Raw genomic sequence first — 25049 nt, forward strand, 5'->3', positions numbered from 1 at the left:
TTCTCTCAAAAAAGCTTACTATTTGAGCTTGTCACCGAGCAAAAATTGCAACAAGTGATCTAGTCGTATATGTTCAAAATCGGCTCCGTCGGATTGAGGAACATAGTTTGGTGGCGCGAAACTGGTAAATTCAAATCCCTGAGACGCCCAAAAATTAGTCCCTGGCAATGATTTTGGCACTTCCCCTGGAAACAGGGTAATAGGTTTTCTCTCTGTCAAACTGACACCTTTGACGACTTCAATTTCTCCCTTACTTGATCGGATCATGCCGTGTTGGGTGGCCTTGATGGCACTAATCGCCATGGTTTCAACCTCACACCCTTCGAATTTGGCCTGCCTCTGGCTCTGCTTAATCAATTGGGTCAGTAATGACAATACGTTGCCCTGCTGATCCCGGGTAACATGATCAACCTTACTCGCCGCGAAGAGTAGTTTATCGACCCTAGGTGAAAAGAGGCGTTTCAATAGGTTAGATTGTCCAAATTTAAAACTCTCCATGATGCCATTGAGAGCCTGAGTCATATCATCGAACTGCTCCTTGCCTCTGTTTAACGGCGTAAAACAATCGACCAGTAACAACTGACGGTCAAAAGTAGAGAAATAGTCTTTATAGAAGGGCCTTATCACCTTGTCCTGATATTCTTTATAACGCGTTTTCAATACTTGATAGGCCGAGTTAGCTTGGGTATGTTCAAGATCAGCCCTAATATCTTCGGATATATTTAGCAGGGGAAAGAAAGCTAACACAGGAGAACCAGCAAACTCGCCGGGGAGGAGTAATCGACCAGGCTGAGCATAATAAAAGCCGTGTTCATGAACACTGTCTACCAATACCTGCTGGTATAACTCTGCGATATGCTTTAACTCCGATTCGTCGGCATTAGAGGCGAGATCCAATGAATCTAAGGCCCCGACGAAAGCTGGATAATATTGCGACTTAGTGAATATAGGCTTACGTAACGCCTGTGCCATAGACCAGTGTCCATAGTTTTGTTTAAGCATTGGCAAGTCGAGTAACCATTCACCTGGGTAATCTATAATATCTAAATACAGGCTGGCACTGTCAGTGAGTTTAGCCAATATTCCTCTGCTAGGCTGATATTTGAGAGTTAATCTAAGCTCACTAATATTACGCGTAGATGCCGGCCACTGCGGAACGGCTTGCTTTAAAGCATTCATTCCTAAATCATAATCAAAACTTGCCACGGTTAAGTCAGGCTGAAGCGTACGTTTAACCCCATACAAACGCTCATCTCTGGTGACTTGCCATAAAGGAAGGTTATTACTCTTTCCTGTGAGGCCCGCGTTGAGAAGTTGATTAACGAGCCCCGTGATAAAGGCAGTTTTCCCTGAACCTGAGAGTCCTGTGACTGCTAACCTGATATTTCTATCTGATGCCCTATGGGCGAATGATTGGGTTTTATTACTGACTGTATTGCCTAGCTTAGATAAAGAGCGGTTGATACGACCCATAGCCTGCACTTAAAGTTATGTGGGCGACCGGGCCGCCCATTGGAAGGATTAAAGGTTATTGATCTCTTGTTTCAAGTCGAAACTGTCCGAGGTCACATGACGTTCCAATTTTTGAAGTCTGATTTCTAAACTTCTAAATTGAGAGTTTACATCACGCAGAGCCATCTTCGCAGGCTCACCCGATTGCCAAACCTTCTTCTTTATCTCTATATCCTTATGCGCTTTTTTATTATTCTCGGTACCGGGTTTAATATCTAAAATCATCCAAAGTAGTACATAGATGATTAGCACAATTCCCGAGCCACCTAAAAGAAATATTGAAGCGGCGACGACTCTAACTAACCAGGTTTCAAAGCCGAAATAGTCTGCTATTCCAGAACAAACCCCAGCTATTTTACCTGATTGAGGAATGCGATATAAGGTACGTCCTTTAGTGTCACTCATCTCAATTCCTCCGTTTGAAAAAATCTGCCTCGCCGGTTGAAACCATCCACGGTCTGATGTCACTTTTACTCATTGCGACCCCTCCACTGTGGTGCTTCACTGTCTAAAATCGCTTCCAATGTATCGATACGTTGAGCCATCTTATCGGCTCTACCTATTAGTTCATTAAGTTGTGAATACTCTTCTTCAGTAAGTCCCTGGCTCACTTGACGCTTGCTGCGATAGTGAAGTATCAGCCAAATGGGAGCCACGATTATCAGAAAAATAATAATTGGGGCCATTAAAATATCCATGTTCATAACTCACCTCGAAATTGTAATTATTTAGCTTTAGTCTTTGCCTTGCTGCTCTTAATTTTTGCTTTTAATGCCTCAAGCTCAGCGCTGACAGAATCTTCAGCCTCCAGTGCGGCGAACTCATCATTGAGACTTTTCTTATTACCCAAGTCATAGGCATCGACTTGTGACTCGAGCCCTTCGACACGACGTTCATACTGCTCAAATTTACTCATGGCATTATCTATCTTGCTAGAGTCAAGTTGCTTCTTCACTTCTAAGCGTGAAGACGCTGTCTGCTTACGCATAATTATCGTCTTCTGACGAGCCTTAGCATCAACTAGCTTCTGTTGAAGCAAGTTTACTTCTTCTTTCAAGCGAGAAATTTGCTCTTCAACAACCACAAGCTCTTGGGACAAGGTCTCAGCAAGCTCACTCGCCTTCTGCTTTTCAATCAGAGCGGCCTTTGCTAAGTCTTCACGGTCTTTCGACAATGCAAGTTCGGCTTTCCCCGCCCAGTCGAGCACCTGCTCCTGTACCTTAGTGATGCGACGGATTATCTCCTTCTTCTCTGCTAATACTTTAGCCGATGTAGAACGAACCTCTACTAAGGTGTCTTCCATCTCTTGAATAATCAAGCGAACCATTTTTTCTGGATCTTCGGCTTTATCCAGTAGTGAACTAATATTTGAATTTATAATATCTGCGAAGCGAGAGAAAATTCCCATAATGCTGTCCTTAAATTAACGTTGGTTTCGAAGATATTCATCCATTTTCTGTGCCAACTTTTCATATTTAATAAAATACAGTAACTTACCCAATATATTAACTTTTCCTTTCTTTTAATAACAGAGGGTCTTATTATTATTTTCACCAACTATTAGCGTTAAAGACTAAAACTTACTGTGGCAAATCAATTTCAGCAAGATAATCTTATTGGACAATCGAATGCGCTCCTCGAAGTTCTGGAGCATGTTTCTCAGATCGCACCTCTGTCTAAACCCGTTCTTATCATTGGCGAGCGTGGTACAGGTAAGGAGCTAATTGCAGAACGCCTTCATTTCTTATCCGCACGTTGGGATCAAAGTTTTATTAAACTTAATTGTTCCTCACTGAGTGAAAACTTACTCGAAAGTGAACTGTTTGGCCATGATGCAGGTGCTTTTACCGGCGCAAATAAAAAACATGAGGGACGATTTGAACGCGCCGATGGCGGTAGTTTGTTTCTCGATGAACTTGCCAACACCACTGGACTTATCCAGGAAAAGCTTCTTCGCGTAATAGAGTACGGTGAATTTGAACGCGTAGGTGGCAGTAAAACAGTGCGTACAGATGTCAGGTTAATCTGTGCGGCTAACGAAGATCTTCCCTCTTTAGCCGAGGCTGGTGAATTTAGAGCCGACTTGCTCGACAGACTGGCGTTTGATGTGATCACCTTGCCTCCTCTGCGCCACAGGCAGGAAGATATCATTACTTTAGCCGAATACTTCGCTATAGGAATGGCAAGACAACTAAAACATGAACTATTTCCCGGGTTCAGTCCCAGTGCTGTACAACAACTGATGGACCATAGTTGGCCTGGAAACATACGAGAGCTTAAAAACGTGGTGGAGAGAAGTGTCTATCGTAATCCAGATACCGAATCACCCATTACCAATATCGTGGTTGACCCATTTGCCTCGCCCTATCGCCCTACAGCAAGAGTTAAAACACGCGAGAGGCAACAATTACCTAGCAGTCAAACTCCGGTTTCGAGCAGCGACACTGAGTCATCGGCCATACCTGAGTCTAGTAGTAATAAAATTATCTTCCCCATTGATTTTAAAGAGCATTGTGAAGGTTTGGAAGTCGCACTTCTAAAACAGGCATTAGAGGCGGGTCAATTTAACCAAAAGAAAACCGCTGAACTTTTAAACTTAAGTTACCATCAATTACGGGGTATTTTAAAAAAGTACAACTTACTCGATAAAACTTAATACGCCTTAATAACATATGTTCATTGCTCATCGGCGATCAGCACTGCTAAAATGGCCACCAAAGTCCTGAAAAATTGATCTGTCGATGAGAGTGCTGCTTAAGCGTCTATCTTTATATCCCACCATATCCTGCATTTGTGTTTTACTTGCAGGTTGTGGCCCGAAGCTAGTCCCACCAGGGATAGTCTATTGCTCCGAGGGGAATCCTGAATCTTTCAATCCTCAGCTGGTCACTTCAGGAACGACTGTGGATGCAACATCACAGCAGATATACAATGGACTGGTAAATTACAACTTAATGTCCGGCCAGATAGAACCTTCGTTAGCGATACACTGGCAGATCAGTGACGATGAATTAACTTACACCTTTCAATTACGAAAAAAAGTTAACTTTCATCACACCCAAGAGTTCACGCCAACCCGTCATTTCAATGCTGACGATGTGTTATTCTCATTCAACAGAGTGATCGATCCATCTCACCCTTTCCATCATATCTCCAAAACAGGATACCCGTTTTTCCAGAGCATAGGCTTCGATAAACAGATCGACTCAATTGAAAAACTGTCTGAACATGAAGTCGCCTTCCACCTTAAACATAAAGATGCCTCTTTCCTCGCCAACTTAGCTTCTGGGTTTGCAGTCATCTTGTCTGCCGAATATGCTGACACCTTAGTTGCAAAAGGTGAGCAAGAGAAAATTGACCGAAAGCCCGTCGGCACAGGACCTTTTCAACTAGTTAAGTATGTCAAGAATGACTACATACGATACCATCGTAATGAGGGTTATTGGCGACAGCTGCCCAGCGCAGAATTATTAGTGTTTGATATCACGCCTAAAAGTACCACCAGACTGGCTAAACTCATCACAGGTGATTGCAGTGTATCAGCCCTACCAAAGGCCGGAGAACTCTCGGTGGTTTTTCAGCATGATGAGCTCGAAGTAGATTCACTGCCAGGGTTTAATGTTGCTTTTTGGGCGTTCAATACTCAAAAAGCCCCCTTTAATGATGTCAGAGTACGTAAAGCCTTGGCCCACGCAGTAGACAGAAATAATATTCTAAGAGCGGTTTACCAGAAGACGGCTGTCGAATCCACAGGCATGCTCCCTCCTATGTCTTGGGCATATTCTGCAAACCAGAGTCTTGTAGATTATGATCCCGAGAAAGCCAAACAACTATTGAAAGAAGCAGGCATAAAAAATCTTACTATCGATATCTGGGCCATGCCCGTCGCACGTATCTACAACCCTAACGCTCATAAGACAGCGGAACTCATTCAGGCTGATTTGGCAGATATAGGTGTAAAGGTTAATATCGTTAGCTATGATTGGAGTGTATTCAACCAGAAGCTAAGCCAAAGGAGCTATGACTCGGTGCTGATCGGTTGGAATGCCGATAACAGCGATCCTGACAACTTTTTTACTCCCATCCTTAGCTGCGCATCAGTACTGTCCAACAGTAATCGTTCCCGTTGGTGTAACCCAGAATTTGATGACATTCTTATTAAAGCAAAATCAATTACATCAAAAAAAGAACGCAAAGCACTCTATCAGGAGGCTGAGGCTCTATTTGCACAAGAGCTGCCTATGTTACCTCTTGCCCATGCGACTCGGCTTATTTTGAAGAAAAAAGGGGTAGACAATAGCCAGCTCACTCCTTTTGGTGGGATTTCCTTTAATGCCAACCATCAGAGGGATATGATGAGTACTGAGGAGATAAGATAATGGCTCGGTACCTTTTACGTAGAATGAATTTGTTTGTGGCCACATCTTTGGTGCTACTCGCAGTGCTTTTTGTCGCAACACATCACTTCCCGGTCGAAAAACGCTTTGCGCTAACTGGCATACATTCCCCAACAGCTGAACAAATAGTACAAATAGATCAAGATTATCAGCTCGATAGTAATCAATTCGGTCAATTTATAGGATACCTTCAGCAAAGGTTAAGTGGTAACTTGGGGATTTCGGCAACATCACAACAACCTGTTGTCGATGAGCTAGCGGCTGTATTGCCGGCCTCATTCGAGCTAGCCATTGTCGCTGCAGTATTAGCACTACTTTTCGGTATCCCTCTAGGCATTCTGGCATCGATGAGTAAAAATAAGATAACCCAACACACCATAATGACGATCACCTTAACAGGCTATTCTATTCCGGTTTTTTGGCTAGGGTTAACCTTATCACTCTGGTTTGGTGTTCAACTAGGTTGGCTACCCATCTCCGGTCAGCTAAATTTGCTCTATGAAATTGCCCCAGTCACAGGATTTGTACTGATTGACACGCTTCTTTCAGATTCACTCTATGCAGACTCTGCCTTTGTTGATGCAGTGCACCACATCATATTGCCCTCTATCACACTGGCAGTGCTCCCCTTCACTGTGGTGGTGAGAAGCACACGCTCAGCAATCATAGCAATCATGGATAAGACCTATATCAAGGCTGCTGAAGCCAGAGGCCTACATACCAGCCACATCGTATTACGTCATGCTCTGCCCAATGCCTTGATACCAGTACTGAAGAACTTAGGCCTTATGCTAGGCACCTTCGCAAGTTATGCCATGGTTGTTGAAGTCATCTTCTCTTGGCCGGGTGTGGGAGCCTGGTTAGTGTCAGGGATCTACCAGAGGGACTACACCGTTATCCAAGGCGGTGTGTTGGCGGTTGCCTTGATCATCATCTTTTTAAGTATCATGATTGAAGTCTTTCATACGGCAATCAACCCCCTAAGCAGGAAAGAGCTTTATGCCGCAAATTAAAATCTACCAAGAAGATGAGATACCCTCTCCAATGCGCAGGTTCTGGCATGCATTTTCAGACAATCCCTTCGCTTTTGCCGGGTTATGGACTGTGATCTGTTTCTTGTTACTGGCCCTATTCGGTCCGCTTATCGCACCTTATGCGCCAGAACAACAAGATCCTCATGCCCTCTTGTTGGCACCATCATGGGATGCCGCCGGAACAGTAGAGCACTTCCTTGGCACCGATGATTTAGGTCGTGATATCTTCAGTCGTCTGCTCCATGGCGCTCACTTAACCTTCGGTATGGCTTTAGGCATAGTCCTCACGGCGTTAGTTCTCGGTTTTATTATCGGTTCAATCTCAGGCATGATGAAAGGACTCAAGTCGAGTATTCTCAGTCACCTGCTCGATGCTTTGTTGTCAATTCCCTCCCTATTAATGGCAATATTGGTGGTCGCTGTAATGGGACCGGGTTTAGAAAACGTTTTTTGGGCTGTGGGCATTGCGCTCACACCTCAGTTTGTCCGTGCTATTCATCAAGCCATCCATGAGGAGCTCCAAAAAGAGTATGTCACGGCGGCAAAACTCGATGGTGCGAATCAGTTTCAAATTTTCTGGTATGTCATCATGCCAAATATATGGGACACAGTGATCATACAAATCACCTTAGGGATCTCGGCAGCCATTTTAGATATCGCCGCACTAGGTTTCTTAAACTTAGGCGCACAAGCCCCTAGCCCAGAATGGGGCGCCATGGTTTCCCAGGGAATGGATAACCTACTAACAGCCCCGTGGACTGTGACTATTCCAGGCATTGCCATCTTGTGCTGTGTCCTCGCTATTAACTTAGTCGGCGACGGCTTACGATCTGCGTTATCGCCGGTCAATAATTAATTTTGATACCTGATTATGCCCTTACTCGACATTCGTAACCTCACCATTGAACTAGACACCCCGCATGGGCGTGTCAAGGCACTGGATAGAGTCAGTTTAACCATCAGCCCAGCTGAAATTCACGGCTTAGTGGGAGAGTCTGGATCTGGCCGAAGCTTATTAGCTCGGGCTATCTTAGGGATCCCTGGTCATAATTGGACAATCAAGGCCGATCGCATGCTATGGGATGGGCACAATCTGTTAGAAATGAATTCTAAGCAGCGCCGAAATCTGATGGGCAGCGAAATTGCCATGATATTTCAAGACCCATCAGGCAGTCTAGATCCTGTTATTTCTGTCGGTACTCAGCTTGTTGAAGCCATGCCAGAAAATAAGAAACTGCCTTTTTGGCGTCGCAATGCAGATAAAAAGAAGACTGCAAGAAAATGGTTACATAAGGTTGGTATCAAAGACACACAAAAAGTCATGTCCAGTTATGCCTGGGAGCTTTCAGAAGGCGAGTGTCAAAAAGTAATGATAGCCATGGCTATTGCCAATCAACCTAGGTTATTGATAGCCGATGAGCCGACCAACTCCATGGAAATAGACACTCAGGCACAGATTTTTCGCCTGTTGACTAAGTTAAACCAGCTGCAGGGTGTTTCCATTCTTCTGATCAGTCATGAGCTAGATACTTTATCTATATGGTGTGATCAGCTGTCTGTCATGTATTGTGGTCAAATCATGGAATCCGGGCCCACGGCTGAAATTCTTGCTCAGCCCTATCACCCATACACCAAAGCACTGCTTAATAATATTCCGGCGCACACGGGACAGCTTGCTCATAAATCGATTATGCGTACTTTACCAGGCTCGGCGCCAGCGCTACAGCACTTGCCTATAGGTTGCCGACTCGGTCCAAGGTGCCCACGTGCCGAGAAAAAATGCGTGAGTCGTCCCAATTTATGTCATAAAAAGAACCGGTATTTTGCCTGTCATTTCCCCTACCATGAAGAAACATGCAATGAAGACAACACTCCTTCAAGTTAGTAATCTCAGTAAACGTTTCTATGCCGGCTACAAAGGGTTTAAACGTGAGTATAGCCAAGCTTTATCGCCTGTCTCGTTTGAGCTCAACACAGGTGAAACCTTAGCCATTGTTGGTGCAGCGGGTTCGGGGAAGAGTACCTTGGCACGTATACTGGTAGGCGCTGAAGTCCGTAGTAGTGGAGAGATTTATTTCGAAGGTGAAGCGCTTGAGAAGCGAAACCTAAAGCAGAGATGTAAACTCATCAGGATGATTTTTCAAGACCCAAACACATCACTTAATCCCAAATTGACAATCGGGGATTTACTCGATGAACCACTCAAGTTCAATACGAATCTCAATGCCAAAGAGCGAAGAGAGCAGGTCGTCGATAAGCTAAGAAAAGTGGGTTTGTTACCCGAACATGCGGATTTCTACCCTCACATGATTTCTGAGGGCATGAAGCAACGTGTGGCCGTTGCCCGAGCGCTCATGTTGGATCCCAAAATAATTATAGCAGATGAAGCCCTTACCGCTCTCGACTTGTCGGTACGCTCACAAATCCTCAACCTACTGTTAAAACTTCAAAAAGAGATGGGTCTGTCTTATATTTTCGTGTCCCATAACCTCAGTATCATTCGCCACTTTAGTGATAAGGTGATGGTACTTCATCATGGAAAGATGGTTGAGAAAGCAACAACAGAAGATTTATTTAATGCACCCAAACATGAATATACTCAGCGCCTGATCCAAGAGTTAACCCTCTTTAGTCAGAAACGACACAGCAGTCCAACCAAAAAACATGGTTAACCACGGCAGTAAACGCCTCAAACGTAAGAGTAAGTCGGTTTAGATTGATTAAACTGCTCTTACCACTGGCAATTTTAAAAGAAAATCAGGAATAATCAGTGCCATTTTACTCTTGATTAATTATCCTATCGTCACTTTTTTAAGAGAAGCAGAAACATGATAATCAAACCTAAAACACGTGGCTTTATATGCACCACTACTCACCCTGTTGGTTGTGAAGCTAATGTACTCGAACAAATCAATACTACTAAGGCTAAAGGTACGTTAAAGAACGGCCCTAAAAAAGTATTAGTTATCGGTTCTTCGAGTGGATATGGTCTATCTTCTCGTATTGCTGCCGCATTCGGCAGTGGCGCTGCAACCTTAGGTGTATTCTTCGAAAAACCAGGAACAGAAAGAAAGCCTGGCACCGCCGGCTGGTATAACTCAGCAGCCTTTGATAAGTTGGCTAAAGCTGAAGGTTTATATTCTAAGAGCCTCAATGGTGATGCATTCAGCCATGAAGCAAAACAGAAAGCCATCGACGTCATTAAAGCCGACTTAGGTCAAGTCGATATGGTTGTCTACTCTCTGGCTTCTCCAGTACGTAAATTGCCCGATTCAGGTGAACTTATTCGCTCTGCACTCAAGCCTATTGGCGAGACTTATACCGCTACCGCAGTAGACACGAATAAAGACCTTATTATCGAAACCAGTGTTGAGCCCGCCAGCGAGCAAGAGATCCAAGACACAGTCACAGTCATGGGCGGCGAAGACTGGGAACTTTGGCTAGCAGCCCTTGCAGATGCTGGCGTACTGGCAGATGGTTGCAAAACAGTCGCATACAGCTATATCGGTACAGAACTAACATGGCCTATCTATTGGCATGGTGCCCTAGGTAAAGCCAAAATGGATTTAGATCGCGCGGCTAACGCCTTAAATAACAAGTTATCAGCTACAGGCGGTAGCGCAAATGTCGCAGTACTCAAGAGCGTTGTCACTCAAGCAAGCTCGGCTATTCCGGTTATGCCTCTATATATTGCCATGGTATTTAAGAAGATGCGCGAAGAAGGCTTGCATGAAGGCTGTATGGAGCAGATCAACCGCATGTTTGCCGAGCGTTTGTACCGTGAAGATGGTGAGGCGCCACAAGTCGATGACGCTAACCGCTTACGCTTAGATGACTGGGAACTACGTGAAGAGATCCAGCAGCATTGTCGCGATCAATGGCCATTAGTGACCACTGAAAACTTATCAGAGCTTACTGATTACCGTGAGTATAAAGAAGAGTTCCTTAAATTATTCGGTTTTGGCATAGAGTCTGTGGATTATGAACTAGATGTGAACCCAGAAGTCAGCTTCGACGTCGAACAGATTTAGACAAATACTCAAGGGATTTTTCATCCTAATTAGTTAAGTCTTTAAAAAATGCATCACTTCAAAGTGATGCATTTTTTTTAATTAAATTAGCTGCGCCTATAAGTCCCAAGTCCCAAGTCCCAGCATCATAAATGTCCTGACTGCCAAGGATGGCGGAATTGCCAATAAATGAATGGAACATTTATGGCCAGACATAACGAAGATTTATTCCATCTGACCTACAGGAATGTAGGAAATGCCAAGAGAGGTAGGGAACCTCTTTGACCCTGGGCAGCTATAAAAAAGACATAAAAAAGGTCAGCTAATGCTGACCTTTCGTTTAAGTGAGTAAACTCGTTATGCGTTTATTACTGCGCAGAACTGTATACCACTTCGCCTTTAGCTTTTAATGTCGCAATCAAGGCTCGGTAATCACCTTCAATGTATTGGGCACTTAAACGTTGCTTAAGAGCGCCAAGTAAATTGTCATCAATGCCTTCCGCTGCATAAACTTTATCAAGAGCGACAACGGCATAGCCAATAGCCAATAGCCAATGCAACTGTATCAACTACAGCAGTATCGACAGGCTGAGAACTGAAAAAATTCCCCGTCCTCAGCTTGTTTTATCTGTGATTAACAGCCCTTTGGAAATATCCAAACTTCAACAGCGCCATTTTTACTGCCAAAGTCATCACCTGATGAACCAGGATTTGAAGGTGCCGTATCTTGAGTGGGCGCGCTATTACAGGTGGTGGCAGGAATGATCGACCAGCTTCCGCCACCGGCTCCTGCTCCATCATCGCCAGCACCACCGCCACCATAACCACCTCCGCCGCCACCGCCGCCAGAAGCGCTAAAGCTATCATCTGCATTACCGCCCCTGCCGTCCGAACCGACCCCAGGATCGCCATTTACCCATTCACTATTAAGCCCTAAATACCCTTGTCCACCTTGACCACCAATGCCATCTTTGCCGTCATTTGCGCCATTTCCACCATTCCCCCATTCATCTGTGCTGCCACCGTCGGATACACTGATAATGGCTTGGCCTACGCCAATGGTTCCATGACCTATGATTGATGAGGCCGCAACGCCACCCTCGCCGCCATCAGTGCCATCATTAAGCCATCCAGAAGAGTCGCCGCCACCGCCACCGCCAGCAATAAGTATGACATCGTCTTCAAGTGAAGCAGGGCTACTTTCTGCAATCATGACCAGTGTCGAAGAGCCTCCGTCACCATAGACATTACTCAGAGTGCCATTTTCACCGATGAAGAAATTGAATGATGTTTGCCCATAATCGTCTAGGAAATGAGATAACGTTGTGACTGTCGATGCAAAACCGCTCTTACCGCCATCACCACCAGAGGTCCAGAGTCCACCACTAGAACCAATGCCACCTTCTCCCCCCCAGGCTAAAATGGCCATAGGAGTGTCGTTGTCCAGAGTGGTATCAAAGGATGAGCTAACCTGGCTGAAGATATCAACAAGATTAACAGACGTAACCAACTCTGAAGTATCTTTTGCTTCGCAGCTTATTATTGGCGTGGCACCATCAACACCACCATACTCGGTGGTACAAACTTCCTTATCAACGGCTGGCAATAAACACTTATAGACGGTGTTGCCATCATCGGTAACATCCTGCTTAACAGAATCGCACGGGTCTGACTCGGCAACCGCTGTTGAATTACAAAAGCCAACAGAGGTGATATCGCAAATGCCTCCGTCTATCCATGTCGCGCCAACAAGGTTGGCGTTATCAAAATCCGTATCCGTGACAGCCGCTTTATCAAGGTCCGCAGGGGATAATTGAGCGCTGGAAAAAGAAGCCCCATTCAAATTGGCATTACTAAGATCTGCATACGTCATTTCCGAACCACGAAAGTCACCGTTGCTCATATCGGCGCCACTAAAGTTGGTTCCAGTGAGCGTGGATTCAAAAAGGTCGACATTGGTTAATATGGCATCACTTAAATCAGCGCCGGAAAGATCAGCAAATGTGAGTGTTGCATTATCCAAGTCTGCGCCTGACAAATCACAATTCTTACATGCGTTGGTGGAAATAAGCGTAGTCACATTATCATCTGCAGTGTCTGCATAAGCTGGGCTTATCAGGGCATTGCCAATAGTAGTCAGTAGTTTGGAAACAATCGAATAATTAACGCTATTTACTTCTGACAGCGAACCACTATCAGGCGTCGTCACTAAGAAGGTAGTATCAGTGCTATCTACGTGCTGACCGTGGGTCAGTACCAGCTGATATTCCCCCGCAGGTATTACTGCCGATACGCACTCATCATTGGCTGTAATGCTCAGCACTTCATCGCCACTGCGATTGTTAAGCACCATAGAGTGATTTGAATTGCTGTTACCATCTTCATAGCAAAATGTATGCTTGAGGGGACGCGAATAATGGTAGGGTATGAGATCGGAGCCTGACTCGCCATTAGAGTCACCCACTACAGTTGCTGAAGGTGGCTCAAGAAATAAAGCAACGGTACCTTGTTCAGGGTTAGCACGTAAGCGACTATTATTCGCAAAGTCCTTTTCGGTTAAAAGGTCTGATTGTATTTGAGTATCATTGTCGTTGCTATCACAAGCTGTCACGAAGGAGAGAGAAAATGTTAACGCTAACAACACGTTAAACTTGCTGTGGTAATCATTGATAGTCTGCACGTTATTTTCCTTATAATGAAACAGATTTTATAAAGTTGTAGATTTTTATGAAGTTGTAATAATGGGCTATCCCTAAGCCTCTGGACGTGCAGGGCGTCATTATCCTTTATGATAGTGAATCAGGGTGTCGTTTTAGTCAACCTCTCATGAGAATAAGCAACCGATTGCATTTCGTGTCCTGCTTGATGTAGTCACAAGCTCCTATGACCTAGCCCCTAAGCTTCATCAACGCTATCAAGGTGGCCATATTTCATTTATTTCATCCACTTGCTGTTGTGCACTAAAGCGCTCCCATACAATATCATTCACATCAGCATCTTCACTAAACTCTTGTGCAGATGAAGCCGCAGAGCGTATAGGGACATATTTACAGCGACTCGCAGAAGTAACTGCATAACCCCCCGCTAGGAAGCGTTAGATAACCATGAAGGGTTGCCCTTAAAACACACTTCCAAATATCAACGATGCCACAAGCTCAATCAGAAAATGTAACCAGTCTTCATTCGAAGGCTAACAAAGTTTGAGGCAGAGGTGAGTTACGAAGTCTAGCAATAAACCCAAACTGAAAAGATAGGCTGCTTGTGAAAACCTCAGTGTCGATACGGCTGCGGATGTTGATGGCATGGACGCTATCGTCGAGCCTCCATGGATGACTCTTGTGAAATCAACAGCCGGCGTGTAGCAGAAGTAACTACACATGCCTCGCCGGCCAGGCGGTAGGTTACATTGAAAGTATGACCTTCGAACAAACTACCCAATACAAAATCAGCAGAGGCTAAAACAGAAAATGTAACCAGTCTTCATTCGAAGGCTAGCAAACTTTGATGGTGGAAATGCCAATAAATGAATGGAACATTTATGGCCAGACATAAATACTTGCCCTACTCCATCCATGGGGGCAGGCATAAATGTTCCAGACATAAAAAAGGTCAGCTAATACTGACCTTTCCTTTAAGTGAGTAAACTCGTTATGCGTTTATTACTGCGCAGAACTGTATACCACTTCGCCTTTAGCTTTTAATGTCGCAATCAAGGCTCGGTAATCACCTTCACTATATTGGGCACTTAAACGTTGTTCAAGAGCACTCAGCAAGTTGTCATCGATACCTTCAGCTGCATTGACCTTATCTAACACAACAACGGCATAACCATTCGCTAGCGCGACGGTATCAACAACTGCAGTACCCGCAGGTTGAGCCATCTGGAAAGCCTTATTACTGATAGCGGCATCGATAGTTTGATCGAAACGTCCAAGTTTGGTCTGAGTAACAAATTCCGCACTCGACTCGGCATCATCGAAAGAACTCATTAAGGTTTGAGCTTTCTCTCGAGCAACTTCATTGGCTTGCTCCTGCTTCAAACGCTCAACAATACCTGATTTGACCTTTTCAAATTCCACTGTTCCTGCAGCAGTATGAGACTTGATGCGGATAACCATGGCATGGTTAGCATCTAGCTCAATCACATCGCTGTTCATGCCATCAAGCAGAACATTGGTAGAAAAAGCCGCCTTCAACACATCTGGCTTATCGAAAGGCGCAGGTGCATTAGTACGAGTGAACACAGGTGTTGTCATGACTTCGACTCCAAGCTCAGTCGCAGCTTCACTTAAAGTATCCGGCACTTCATAAGTCACATCGGCAAGTGTTTGCTGTAAACCAAAGTAGGTGTCGACCGCTTTCTTCTCTTTCAGCTGAGCGATAATCTTATCTTTAACATCAGCAAAAGGTGCTTCGGCTCCAGGCTGTACATCAAGTAGCTTGATGATATGGTAACCAAAACTTGTCTTCACCACTGTCGAATATGACCCTTTAGACAATGAGTAAAGCACATCATCGAAGGCTGGCTCCATGACGCCTTGTTCGAACCAATCTAGTTGACCGCCCTGCGCGCCACTGAAAGTATCTTCAGATTCGGTTTTAGCAAGTTCAGCAAAATCTTCACCAGCTTGTAGCTTAGTATAAATCGCCTCGGCCTTAGCTTTTGACGCTGACTCATCATCGCCTAAGTTAATCAGAATATGTGCCGCAAGACGTTTCTCAGCTTTTAAATACTGCTGCTTATTCTCATCATAATAAGCCTGGGCTTCTTCATCGGTCACGCTAACATCGTTAGCCATATCCGAAGCATCTAGCTCGATGTACTCAAGACTAAGCGTCTCTGGACTCATAAATTGTGCAATATTCGTATTGTAGAACGATTGCGCCTGCTCATCGGTCACCTTAGCATCGGCTACAAATGGGCTAGCATCGACGATATGATAACGGACATCACGAGTCTGTCCCTGAATACTAGCTAAGTAACTCGTTTCACCTGGAAGGACGAATTCAGAACCAACCAAAGAAGCCACAAGCTGACGGCGAGTCATATCTGTACGCATCATATTTCTGAACGTATTTGCCTGATAGCCTAACTGGCGTAAAATGGCTAAATAGCGGTCGTTATCGAATTGACCATCAGTCTGAAATGCTGGCTCAGTCATGATGGCATTCTTGATCTGCTGATCTGACACTCGCAGACCAAGTTCGGTAGCGGTTTGATCCAGTAACTTTTCAGCGACTAAACGTTCTAACACGCTTTGCTTTACACTTGCCAGATAAGCATCATCCGCGGCTAGCGCTTCGAACATTTCACCCAGTTGCTGCTCTAATCGAGCACGTTCACTTTGGTAGGCTTGTTCCAAGGCTGACTCACTGATCTCTTCACCATTAACGGTGGCAGCAGCTGCCTCTGTCGATGATCCTAAGTAACTACTTACACCAGTAAATGCAAAGGAAAGTATCACTAGAACCAGAATGCTTTTTGCAATCACGCCCTGTGAGCCTTCGCGAATCTTCTCTAACATCTGTTCTCTCGCTCGTTGCGATTAAAAATAAAAAGGCGCATCACGTTTGAGATGCGCCTTTCGTAAACTTGAGGTCATTAGTAACCTATGCTACTTAATGCCTGTCATACTCATTATTCGTAAAAGCACTGCTAAAGCAGTGCTTGTATCTTACGAAACTCTTTAAAAAGAGTAGTAAAACTGATCTTAGTTTACAGCGTCTTTTAGAGCTTTACCTGCTTTGAATGCAGGAATGTTTGCTGCAGCAATCTTGATTTCAGCACCCGTCTGTGGGTTACGACCAGTACGTTCAGCACGTTGACGCACTTCAAAAGTACCAAAACCAACAAGAGAAATCTTATCGCCATCTTTAAGGCCGTCAGTGACTGCGCCGATGAAAGAATCTAATGCACGGCCTGCAGCCGCTTTAGAAATGTCAGCACCAGAAGCGATTTTCTCGATTAGTTCAGATTTGTTCATGTCATCCCCTTGAATGTAATTTTTTTGCACCGCAACCAAATCCTTCGCTAGAGCGGTCTGCGGAGGCTTTTATAACAAGCTTGAATCTAAAACTCAAGCTCACTAGGAAAAGCAAGATAAATATAATTGGAAATAGCTCAAAACCAGTAGCCATAAGGGCTTGAGAAGAATGGGCTATCCACGAACCTAGGCTACCACAGCTAGCGAGTTTAAAAAGCCCCTTTTTGCATTTTTTTTACGACAAAGGGGCAATTTCTTGCGTTAGCCCGTGTTTTTAACGACTTCGAAGCCTTCAATTGGTCGCTCTAACGCCAATTTTAACACTTCATCGATCCAGCGCACCGGATAAATTTTCAAATCGGCAACCACGTTTGCTGGGATTTCTTCCAAATCTCGTTCATTTTCCTTTGGAATCAACACGACTTTGGTTCCACCACGATGGGCTGCAAGCAGCTTTTCTTTTAACCCACCGATAGGCAATACCTCACCACGAAGAGTAATTTCACCTGTCATGGCGACATCAGCACGTACCGGATTCCCCGTTAGACTAGAAACCAAAGCGGTACACATAGCCGCACCAGCAGAAGGCCCATCTTTAGGTGTTGCTCCTTCAGGCACATGCACATGGATATCACGTTTCTCATAGAAATCTGGATTGATGCCCAACTGTTCAGCACGGGCTCTGACCACTGTCATGGCAGCCTGAATAGACTCCTGCATGACATCGCCAAGTGAGCCTGTGTAACTAAGCTTACCTTTACCCGGTACCGAAGTGGCTTCAATCGTGAGCAAGTCACCACCGACTTCTGTCCATGCCAACCCAGTCACCTGACCGATCTGATTATTCGACTCAGCCTTACCATAATCACAACGTTGCACGCCCAAGAATGACTTGAGATTCTCCTGATTCACGTCCACGTGCTTAAGTGTCTTGTCCAGCAAGATACGCTTAACCACTTTACGACAGATCTTTGATAACTCACGTTCCAGCGCTCTGACACCCGCTTCGCGAGTGTAATAACGAATGATACCTATGATGGCACTATCATCGACTGTCACTTCTTTGAGTTTGAGTCCGTTACGTTCAATCTGCTTAGGCAACAAATGCTGCTTGGCGATATTGAGTTTCTCATCTTCGGTGTAACCTGAAAGACGAATAACTTCCATACGATCAAGTAGTGGACCCGGAATATTCATCGAGTTCGAAGTTGCAACGAACATCACATCAGACAGATCGTAATCCACTTCTAAATAGTGATCACTAAAGGTCGAGTTTTGTTCAGGATCTAACACTTCAAGCAGTGCTGACGCAGGATCGCCACGCATGTCACTGCTCATCTTATCTATCTCATCGAGCAGGAACAGTGGGTTTTTAACCCCAACTTTCGACATTTTTTGAATGACTTTACCCGGCATAGAGCCGATATAAGTACGGCGATGACCACGGATTTCCGCCTCATCTCGCACGCCACCCAGGGCAACACGTACATACTTACGTCCGGTCGCCTTAGCGATAGATTGTCCTAATGAGGTTTTACCTACACCTGGCGGTCCTACTAAACAAAGAATTGGACCTTTGAGCAGCTTAACGCGGCTCTGTACCGCTAAGTACTCTAAAATACGTTCTTTGACTTTTTCCAAACCGAAATGGTCTGTATCTAATACATCTTGTGCCTTGGTTAAATCACGCTTAATTTTCGAGCGTTGACGCCAAGGAACTGAGATCATCCAATCAACATAGCTACGAACAACCGTCGCTTCTGCCGACATGGGTGACATCATCTTAAGTTTATTCAGCTCAGCGGTCGCCTTCTCTTTGGCTTCCTCCGGCATCTTAGCCTCTTCAATCTTCTTGGCTAAAGTTTCAAATTCATCGTGAGACTCATCGATATCTCCCAACTCTTTTTGAATCGCCTTCATCTGCTCGTTGAGATAATACTCACGCTGGCTCTTTTCCATCTGCTTCTTGACTCGCGAACGGATCCGTTTCTCGACCTGTAATAGATCAATTTCGGACTCCATCATGGCCATGAGATATTCAAGACGTTCTGCAACATCGACCATCTCAAGCACAGATTGCTTGTCTTCGAGCTTAAGGGGCATATGTGCCGCCATAGTATCGGCAAGGCGTGCGGCTTCGTCGATCCCCGACAGTGAGGTTAACACCTCAGGTGGGATCTTCTTATTCAGCTTTATGTAGCCTTCAAACTGGCCAACGGCAGAACGAACCAACACCTCTTCTTCTTTCTCAGCCATTGGCTCAGATTCAAGATATTGGGCCGTAGCAACGAAAAAAGACTCCTCGTCTGAATATTTCTCGATGCGCGCGCGTTTGCCACCTTCAACCAGTACTTTTACTGTGCCATCAGGCAGCTTCAACAACTGTAAAATTGAAGCAACGGTACCCACTTCAAAAATGTCATCAATGCTTGGGTCATCAAGCTCTGCATCACGCTGAGCCACTAGAATAATTTGTTTGTCTTGCTCCATCGCCGTTTCAAGGCAACGAATAGATTTTTCCCGTCCTACGAATAACGGAATTACCATATGGGGATATACCACCACATCTCTCAGCGGCAGTACGGGTAGTTCGATTCGCGCTTCACTCTCTTGTGTCATAGCTCGATTCCGTTTGATGATAATACTAATGATTATATTGGGATGAATTCATTGGTTTCAATGGCTAACAACAAATATATAACTGAGCGAATAAAAAAGGAGCCAAATGGCTCCTTTTTTATTCAAATGAGTCTGTTTCTAAGAAACTTACTCTGCGCCGGCAGCTTGTGGCTCACTCGTCTCATAGATGAGTATAGGACTAGACTCGCCTTTAACGACAGATTCATCTATCACCACCTTGGCAACATCATCGGCCGAAGGTAGGTCATACATAATATCGAGTAAAATACTTTCCACGATTGAACGCAATCCACGAGCACCAGTCTTACGTGTCATCGCCTTAGCTGCGATAGCCTTCAATGCATCGGCTCTGAACTCAAGCTCAACGCCTTCCATCTCGAACAAAGCTGCAAACTGTTTAGTCAGTGCATTCTTAGGTTCAGACAAAATTTGTACTAACGCTTCTTCATCAAGCTCAGCCAATGTTGAAAGCACTGGCAGACGGCCAATAAACTCAGGGATCAGGCCATACTTAACCAGATCTTCTGGCTCAACTTGCATCAAGGTCTCCGAGATAGTGGCTTTATCATCTTCTCCCTTAACCTGAGCACTAAAGCCGATACCCGTTCCTTTATGACTACGCTGCTCGATGACCTTCTCAAGACCCGAGAAAGCACCACCACAAATGAACAGAATCTTAGAGGTATCTACCTGTAAAAACTCTTGCTGTGGATGCTTACGTCCCCCCTGCGGCGGTACAGAAGCAACAGTGCCCTCTATCAACTTGAGCAGTGCCTGTTGAACACCTTCACCAGACACATCACGAGTAATCGACGGATTATCAGACTTACGGCTGATCTTATCAATTTCATCGATGTAGACTATGCCACGTTGCGCCTTCTCCACATCATAATCACATTTTTGCAGCAGTTTCTGAATGATGTTCTCGACATCTTCACCCACATAACCTGCCTCGGTTAATGTAGTTGCATCGGCCATAGTAAATGGCACGTCAAGGAAACGAGCAAATGTCTCGGCGAGTAATGTCTTACCACTACCCGTTGGACCAATCAGCAAGATATTACTCTTGCCCAGCTCCACACCATCTTTAGGACTCGAATTCTTTAACCGCTTATAGTGATTATATACCGCGACAGAAAGGACTTTCTTTGCTGTCTCCTGCCCGATGACATAATCATCCAGATGAGCTCTTAACTCATGTGGTGTCGGTAACTTGTCTTGATCTTGCTTCGGTGAAATCTCTTTGATCTCTTCCCTAATTATATCGTTGCAGAGCTCAACACACTCATCACAAACATATACTGAAGGGCCAGCGATGAGTTTACGAACCTCATGTTGACTCTTTCCACAAAAAGAGCAGTACAGTAGTTTTCCACTGTCACCGGTACTTTTGTTGTCGCTCATTACACTACCTCTTGCGCTGTCTGCACTACTACTTAATTCTATTTAACGTCTTACTACTCAGCATAGCTCAGCCAAAGACAAAAATCAGCCCCGTTTACTCATCACTGAATCCACAAGTCCATACTCTGTAGCTTCATCGGCGCTCATGAAATTATCACGATCAGTATCGCGTTCAATCACATCTAAAGGCTGGCCGGTATGCTCAGCGAGCATTTTATTCAACTTGTTCTTAATGCCTAAAATTTCTTGGGCATGAATCGCGATATCAGACGCTTGTCCTTGGAAACCACCAAGCGGCTGATGGATCATCACTCGCGAATTGGGTAAACAGTAGCGCTTACCTTCTGCACCACCGGCAAGAAGAAACGCACCCATGCTAGCAGCTTGTCCGATACAGACAGTGCTGACATTTGGCTTAATAAATTGCATTGTATCGTAGATCGCCATTCCGGCAGTAACAGAACCACCTGGGGAGTTAATATACAGGAAGATATCCTTATCAGGGCTTTCCGACTCCAAAAACAGTAATTGTGCAACGACAAGGTTAGCCATATGCTCTTCTACCGGACCAACCAGGAAGATGATACGCTCTTTTAATAGGCGAGAATAGATATCGTACGAGCGTTCACCCTTAGCAGTTTGTTCAACTACCATAGGCACTAGTGCATTTAATACTGATTCTGGTGCATTTTGCATTATTTATAATCCCTAAATAAAAACGGCTCGCATGAGGAACCTCATACGAGCCATTATAAATGGTTAATCACCATTTAAGTCAAGCTAAGCTTAACCTTGTTGTGTAGCCTTGTTCATAAATTCTTCAAAGTTGACTGCTTTTTCAGTCACTTTTGCAGTTTTTAACAAAGCTTCCACCGCTTGCTCTTCAAGAGCGACGTTGCGCATGTTCTGCATCATCTCTTGGTTAGCGTTGTAATATTCAACAACTTCACTTGGATCTTCGTAAGCTGAAGCCATAGAAGCGATAAGACCATTAACACGTTCGTCTTCAGCTTTTAGCTCATTAGTCTTGATCACTTCACCAAGAAGTAGACCGACTTTTACGCGACGTGCTGCTTGCTCAGTGAATAAATCAGCTGGTAGCTCAGGCATATTAGCGGCTTGATCACCGAAACGCTGCATCGCTTGCTTACGCAATACTTCAACTTCGCCATCGATAAGTGACTTAGGCAGGTCGATTTCGTTCTGCTCAAGTAGGCCGTTAAGTACTTGCTCTTTAACACTTGCTTTAAGTGCTTGCTCAAGTTCACGACCCATGTTCTTACTGATCTCAGCTTTAAGCGCTTCAAGACCACCTTCAGTCACACCAAATAGCTTAGCAAACTCGTCATTAACTTCAGGAAGGTTAGCCGCTTGAACTTCGTTCAGTGTAATAACGAAGTTAGCAACTTTACCTTTCAAGTTTTCAGCATGGTAATCTTCAGGGAAAGTCACTTCGATATCGAACTCTTCACCGGCTTTATGACCTTCAACACCAGACTCGAAGCCTGGAATCATGCGGCCACTACCAAGTTGTAGTTCGAAGTTTTCAGCTTTACCGCCTTCAAACTCTTCACCGTCAACTGAACCCACGAAATTGATCATCGCCTTGTCGCCGTCAGCAGCTTCACGCTCTACAGCTTCGAAAGTCGCGTGTTGCTTACGCAATGTTTCGATCATTGCGTCAACATCAACGTCTGTTACTTCAGCAGTTGGTTGTTCTACAACGATTGCATCAAGACCCTTTAGTTCTACTTCTGGGTAGATTTCGAAAGTCGCAACAAACTGGAAGCTATCAGTACCTGACTCACCAGGTACGAAAGTAGGTGCGCCAGCTGGGTTTAATTTCTCAGCAACAATAGCTTCAACGAAATTACGCTGCATGACTTCACCAGTGATATCTTGACGTATAGCCTTGCCATAACGCTTGTTGATGACACTTACTGGCACCTTACCTGGACGGAAACCAGGAAGACGAGCACGCTTTGCTTCGTTCTTTAATGCTTCATTAACGGTCTTTTCGATCTGCTCAGCAGGAACAGAAATAGTTAGGCGACGCTCTAGGCCTTGAGTTGTTTCAACAGAAACTTGCATTGTTTTACCTCGAAATAAGTCTTACGTCCTTTGTAATAGTCGAATGATCAACTATTAAAGTATTCGTTTCTTGATCTTAAAATTTGACTAGAAAGCCCATCACAACTGAATCCCGGCTCTAATCACTCATAGTTGATAATTATCAAGACGCGACATTATAGCTAGGCTTTATCCCAGAGTCGACCTTAAAACGCGAATTACAGACGTAAAAAAAGCGACCTAAGGTCGCTTTTCTACTTTCTTCTGAAAGAAATGGGGTGACTGATGGGGCTCGAACCCACGACAACCGGAATCACAATCCGGGGCTCTACCAACTGAGCTACAATCACCACTGATATGGTGCGCCCGGCAGGATTCGAACCTGCGGCCACCCGCTTAGAAGGCGGGTGCTCTATCCAACTGAGCTACGGGCGCTTCGAAAGTGAGAATTCTCACATCCTGAATAAGCGTTGAAAGACGTATCTTTCTAATTTATCTGCTTGGTTTTCAGATAAATGGATAACTTTGTCGGCCACTCTCTTTAATAAAGAGTGAGGATTCGAAGCTCTTAGCCTCTGTTCCTATTCGACCTTAAGCAGGAAGGTTAACAACCTACTTTAATAAATTTGGTCGGTGATAGAGGATTCGAACCTCTGACCCTCTGGTCCCAAACCAGATGCGCTACCGGGCTGCGCTAATCACCGAAAGTCTAACTTTTACTTCATCTGCAATGAGCACCAGAGTTCCTCTGTTCCACTTCTTATCCTAAACAAGGATGCTTAAGCGGCTGGGCAAATTACCGAAGGTATAATCATTTGAAAATTTTAAGAATGTTTGTAATTAGGAGTAAACATTCAATTTTCTGCTAACCTCGAGAACAATCTAGCTTCTCGTTGAGAACGGAGCGCATCTTAGCCCCTAGCCTCACATGCGTCAACGGTTTTTTTATAAAGAAAGTGAGCTTGGCTATTTTACAAACTATTGGGTCTAAAACCACTCAAATTATCCGTATTATAGAACTGATTGTTGCCGAGCTTAATAAATGACACTCGAGCCTTGTCCTGTTAAAATGACGCCGGTTTTCATTATCGCGCCCCATAAAGGATATCCTACCCCCATGACAGCTCAAAGAATCGATGGCAAAGCGATCGCTCAATCCATTCGAACACAGCTAAAAGAAAAAGTAACCGCCCGTAAAGAGGCAGGACAAAGAGCTCCAGGTTTGGCTGTGATTTTAGTCGGCGCAGATCCGGCATCTCAAGTTTATGTTGGCAGCAAGAGACGTGCCTGTGAAGAGGTTGGGTTTCTTTCTCGCTCATATGACTTAGACAGCAGCACATCTGAAGAAGCGCTACTGGCGCTAATTGATGAATGTAATAACGATTCATCAATCGATGGCATATTAGTCCAACTCCCCTTGCCTGATCATATAGAAGAGTCCAAGGTCATCGAGCGTATTAGACCCGACAAAGATGTCGATGGTTTCCATCCCTATAATGTTGGCCGTCTAGCTCAGCGCATTCCTGTGCTGCGTTCATGCACGCCCATGGGCATCATGACACTGATTAAGTCTACCGGTGTCGATACCTTTGGTTTAGACGCTATCGTAGTGGGAGCCTCGAACATTGTGGGTCGTCCCATGACATTGGAATTGTTACTTGCCGGTTGTACAACAACCACCTGCCATAGATTCACCCGTAATCTGGAACAGAAAGTCAGGCAAGCCGATCTTGTTGTGGTAGCAGTAGGAAAGCCTGGTTTCATTCCAGGCGATTGGATCAAGCCTGGTGCCTTGGTTATCGATGTGGGAATTAACCGCCTCGAAGATGGCAGCTTAGTGGGTGATGTACAATACGATGTCGCGGCGCAAAATGCTGCTTTCATCACACCTGTACCTGGCGGCGTCGGTCCAATGACCATAGCCAGTCTGCTGGAGAACACCTTATACGCTGCCGAAACTTATCACGATGAAGTCTAGGTAGGTTCTAGGCTTGGATA

Annotated in this window: 19 protein-coding genes, 3 tRNA genes and 1 pseudogene; 8 read left to right on the forward strand and 15 right to left on the reverse strand. The window is 44.8% G+C overall.

The genetic code is table 11. The features are described 5' to 3' along the window. Positions 1–18 precede the first annotated feature (18 nt). From sps_RS09140 to pspA, 4 genes are all read right to left on the reverse strand, one after another. On the reverse strand, positions 19–1473 hold the full coding sequence (locus tag sps_RS09140) for a YcjX family GTP-binding protein (RefSeq protein WP_077752248.1): 1455 nt from the start codon (positions 1471–1473) through the stop codon (positions 19–21). Positions 1474–1521: 48 nt separating this feature from the next. Next, complete coding sequence (gene pspC / locus sps_RS09145; RefSeq protein ID WP_077752249.1) at positions 1522–1917, reverse strand: envelope stress response membrane protein PspC; 396 nt, start codon at positions 1915–1917, stop codon at positions 1522–1524. Between the two features lie 65 nt (positions 1918–1982). After that, complete coding sequence (gene pspB, locus sps_RS09150; RefSeq protein ID WP_077752250.1) at positions 1983–2216, reverse strand: envelope stress response membrane protein PspB; 234 nt, start codon at positions 2214–2216, stop codon at positions 1983–1985. A 20-nt stretch (positions 2217–2236) separates the two neighbouring features. Then, a complete protein-coding gene (pspA, locus tag sps_RS09155) occupies positions 2237–2920 on the reverse strand; it encodes a phage shock protein PspA (RefSeq protein WP_077752251.1) in 684 nt (227 codons plus the stop codon). 177 nt (positions 2921–3097) lie between these two features. On the opposite strand from pspA, the gene pspF reads away from it, so the two are divergent. The 7 genes from pspF to fabV all read left to right on the forward strand — a co-directional run bounded on the left by pspF (position 3098) and on the right by fabV (position 10974). Continuing rightward, entirely contained in the window at positions 3098–4168 is a 1071-nt protein-coding gene (gene pspF / locus sps_RS09160; RefSeq protein ID WP_077752252.1) for a phage shock protein operon transcriptional activator, read from the forward strand. Between the two features lie 85 nt (positions 4169–4253). Beyond that, a complete protein-coding gene (locus tag sps_RS09165) occupies positions 4254–5891 on the forward strand; it encodes an ABC transporter substrate-binding protein (RefSeq protein ID WP_077752253.1) in 1638 nt (545 codons plus the stop codon). After that, positions 5891–6922, forward strand: coding sequence for an ABC transporter permease (locus sps_RS09170; RefSeq protein ID WP_077752254.1), 1032 nt, complete (start codon positions 5891–5893; stop codon positions 6920–6922). Before sps_RS09165 ends, sps_RS09170 begins: the two co-directional genes overlap by 1 nt. Then, positions 6909–7799, forward strand: coding sequence for an ABC transporter permease subunit (locus sps_RS09175; protein ID WP_077752255.1), 891 nt, complete (start codon positions 6909–6911; stop codon positions 7797–7799). Before sps_RS09170 ends, sps_RS09175 begins: the two co-directional genes overlap by 14 nt. A gap of 15 nt (positions 7800–7814) precedes the next feature. Continuing rightward, positions 7815–8828, forward strand: coding sequence for a peptide ABC transporter ATP-binding protein (locus sps_RS09180; RefSeq protein ID WP_077752256.1), 1014 nt, complete (start codon positions 7815–7817; stop codon positions 8826–8828). Continuing rightward, entirely contained in the window at positions 8803–9615 is an 813-nt protein-coding gene (locus sps_RS09185) for a peptide ABC transporter ATP-binding protein (protein ID WP_077752257.1), read from the forward strand. The genes sps_RS09180 and sps_RS09185 overlap by 26 nt, the downstream gene beginning before the upstream one ends. A 156-nt stretch (positions 9616–9771) precedes the next feature. Continuing rightward, on the forward strand, positions 9772–10974 hold the full coding sequence (gene fabV, locus sps_RS09190; RefSeq protein ID WP_077752258.1) for an enoyl-ACP reductase FabV: 1203 nt from the start codon (positions 9772–9774) through the stop codon (positions 10972–10974). A gap of 347 nt (positions 10975–11321) precedes the next feature. Here the strand turns inward: fabV and sps_RS09195 are convergent. The 11 genes and pseudogenes from sps_RS09195 to sps_RS09245 form a co-directional block, all read right to left on the reverse strand. Continuing rightward, positions 11322–11501, reverse strand: a pseudogene (locus tag sps_RS09195) (hypothetical protein); the annotation flags it as partial. Positions 11502–11587: 86 nt separating this feature from the next. Then, entirely contained in the window at positions 11588–13633 is a 2046-nt protein-coding gene (locus sps_RS09200; protein ID WP_077752260.1) for a pentapeptide repeat-containing protein, read from the reverse strand. 979 nt (positions 13634–14612) lie between these two features. Next, a complete protein-coding gene (locus sps_RS09205; protein ID WP_077752261.1) occupies positions 14613–16478 on the reverse strand; it encodes a SurA N-terminal domain-containing protein in 1866 nt (621 codons plus the stop codon). Between the two features lie 186 nt (positions 16479–16664). Beyond that, positions 16665–16952 (reverse strand): HU family DNA-binding protein, encoded by a 288-nt coding sequence (locus tag sps_RS09210; RefSeq protein ID WP_257788645.1) that lies wholly within the window; start codon positions 16950–16952, stop codon positions 16665–16667. 246 nt (positions 16953–17198) lie between these two features. Further along, the gene (lon, locus tag sps_RS09215) at positions 17199–19556 is read right to left on the reverse strand and encodes an endopeptidase La (protein ID WP_077752262.1); all 2358 of its coding nucleotides are present in this window, start codon (positions 19554–19556) and stop codon (positions 17199–17201) included. A 147-nt stretch (positions 19557–19703) separates the two neighbouring features. Continuing rightward, positions 19704–20981, reverse strand: coding sequence for an ATP-dependent protease ATP-binding subunit ClpX (gene clpX / locus sps_RS09220; RefSeq protein WP_077752263.1), 1278 nt, complete (start codon positions 20979–20981; stop codon positions 19704–19706). A gap of 84 nt (positions 20982–21065) precedes the next feature. Beyond that, positions 21066–21677: an ATP-dependent Clp endopeptidase proteolytic subunit ClpP gene (gene clpP / locus sps_RS09225; RefSeq protein ID WP_077752264.1), complete on the reverse strand. Its 612-nt coding sequence runs from the start codon at positions 21675–21677 to the stop codon at positions 21066–21068. Between the two features lie 90 nt (positions 21678–21767). Then, positions 21768–23072 (reverse strand): trigger factor, encoded by a 1305-nt coding sequence (gene tig / locus sps_RS09230; RefSeq protein ID WP_077752265.1) that lies wholly within the window; start codon positions 23070–23072, stop codon positions 21768–21770. Between the two features lie 253 nt (positions 23073–23325). Next, positions 23326–23401: transfer RNA gene (locus tag sps_RS09235), tRNA-His, on the reverse strand. A gap of 8 nt (positions 23402–23409) precedes the next feature. After that, a tRNA-Arg gene (locus sps_RS09240) sits at positions 23410–23486 on the reverse strand. A 192-nt stretch (positions 23487–23678) separates the two neighbouring features. After that, positions 23679–23755, reverse strand: a tRNA-Pro gene (locus sps_RS09245). A 413-nt stretch (positions 23756–24168) separates the two neighbouring features. Between sps_RS09245 and folD the strand changes: the two genes are divergently transcribed. Further along, on the forward strand, positions 24169–25029 hold the full coding sequence (gene folD, locus sps_RS09250; RefSeq protein ID WP_077752266.1) for a bifunctional methylenetetrahydrofolate dehydrogenase/methenyltetrahydrofolate cyclohydrolase FolD: 861 nt from the start codon (positions 24169–24171) through the stop codon (positions 25027–25029). Positions 25030–25049 lie beyond the last annotated feature (20 nt).

It is taken from the genome of Shewanella psychrophila (assembly GCF_002005305.1).
In the GTDB taxonomy this organism is placed as follows: domain Bacteria; phylum Pseudomonadota; class Gammaproteobacteria; order Enterobacterales; family Shewanellaceae; genus Shewanella; species Shewanella psychrophila.

What these genes read in the sequence shown, in the direction of transcription:
- clpP (WP_077752264.1), bottom strand. Translation starts at nt 21,677, where the DNA reads ATGCAAAATGCACCAGAATCAGTATTAAATGCACTAGTGCCTATGGTA.
- sps_RS09180 (WP_077752256.1), top strand. Translation starts at nt 7,815, where the DNA reads ATGCCCTTACTCGACATTCGTAACCTCACCATTGAACTAGACACCCCG.
- sps_RS09140 (WP_077752248.1), bottom strand. Translation starts at nt 1,473, where the DNA reads ATGGGTCGTATCAACCGCTCTTTATCTAAGCTAGGCAATACAGTCAGT.
- sps_RS09205 (WP_077752261.1), bottom strand. Translation starts at nt 16,478, where the DNA reads ATGTTAGAGAAGATTCGCGAAGGCTCACAGGGCGTGATTGCAAAAAGC.
- sps_RS09165 (WP_077752253.1), top strand. Translation starts at nt 4,254, where the DNA reads ATGAGAGTGCTGCTTAAGCGTCTATCTTTATATCCCACCATATCCTGC.
- pspB (WP_077752250.1), bottom strand. Translation starts at nt 2,216, where the DNA reads ATGAACATGGATATTTTAATGGCCCCAATTATTATTTTTCTGATAATC.
- lon (WP_077752262.1), bottom strand. Translation starts at nt 19,556, where the DNA reads ATGACACAAGAGAGTGAAGCGCGAATCGAACTACCCGTACTGCCGCTG.
- tig (WP_077752265.1), bottom strand. Translation starts at nt 23,072, where the DNA reads ATGCAAGTTTCTGTTGAAACAACTCAAGGCCTAGAGCGTCGCCTAACT.
- sps_RS09170 (WP_077752254.1), top strand. Translation starts at nt 5,891, where the DNA reads ATGGCTCGGTACCTTTTACGTAGAATGAATTTGTTTGTGGCCACATCT.
- pspC (WP_077752249.1), bottom strand. Translation starts at nt 1,917, where the DNA reads ATGAGTGACACTAAAGGACGTACCTTATATCGCATTCCTCAATCAGGT.
- pspA (WP_077752251.1), bottom strand. Translation starts at nt 2,920, where the DNA reads ATGGGAATTTTCTCTCGCTTCGCAGATATTATAAATTCAAATATTAGT.
- clpX (WP_077752263.1), bottom strand. Translation starts at nt 20,981, where the DNA reads ATGAGCGACAACAAAAGTACCGGTGACAGTGGAAAACTACTGTACTGC.
- sps_RS09175 (WP_077752255.1), top strand. Translation starts at nt 6,909, where the DNA reads ATGCCGCAAATTAAAATCTACCAAGAAGATGAGATACCCTCTCCAATG.
- sps_RS09185 (WP_077752257.1), top strand. Translation starts at nt 8,803, where the DNA reads ATGAAGACAACACTCCTTCAAGTTAGTAATCTCAGTAAACGTTTCTAT.
- fabV (WP_077752258.1), top strand. Translation starts at nt 9,772, where the DNA reads ATGATAATCAAACCTAAAACACGTGGCTTTATATGCACCACTACTCAC.
- folD (WP_077752266.1), top strand. Translation starts at nt 24,169, where the DNA reads ATGACAGCTCAAAGAATCGATGGCAAAGCGATCGCTCAATCCATTCGA.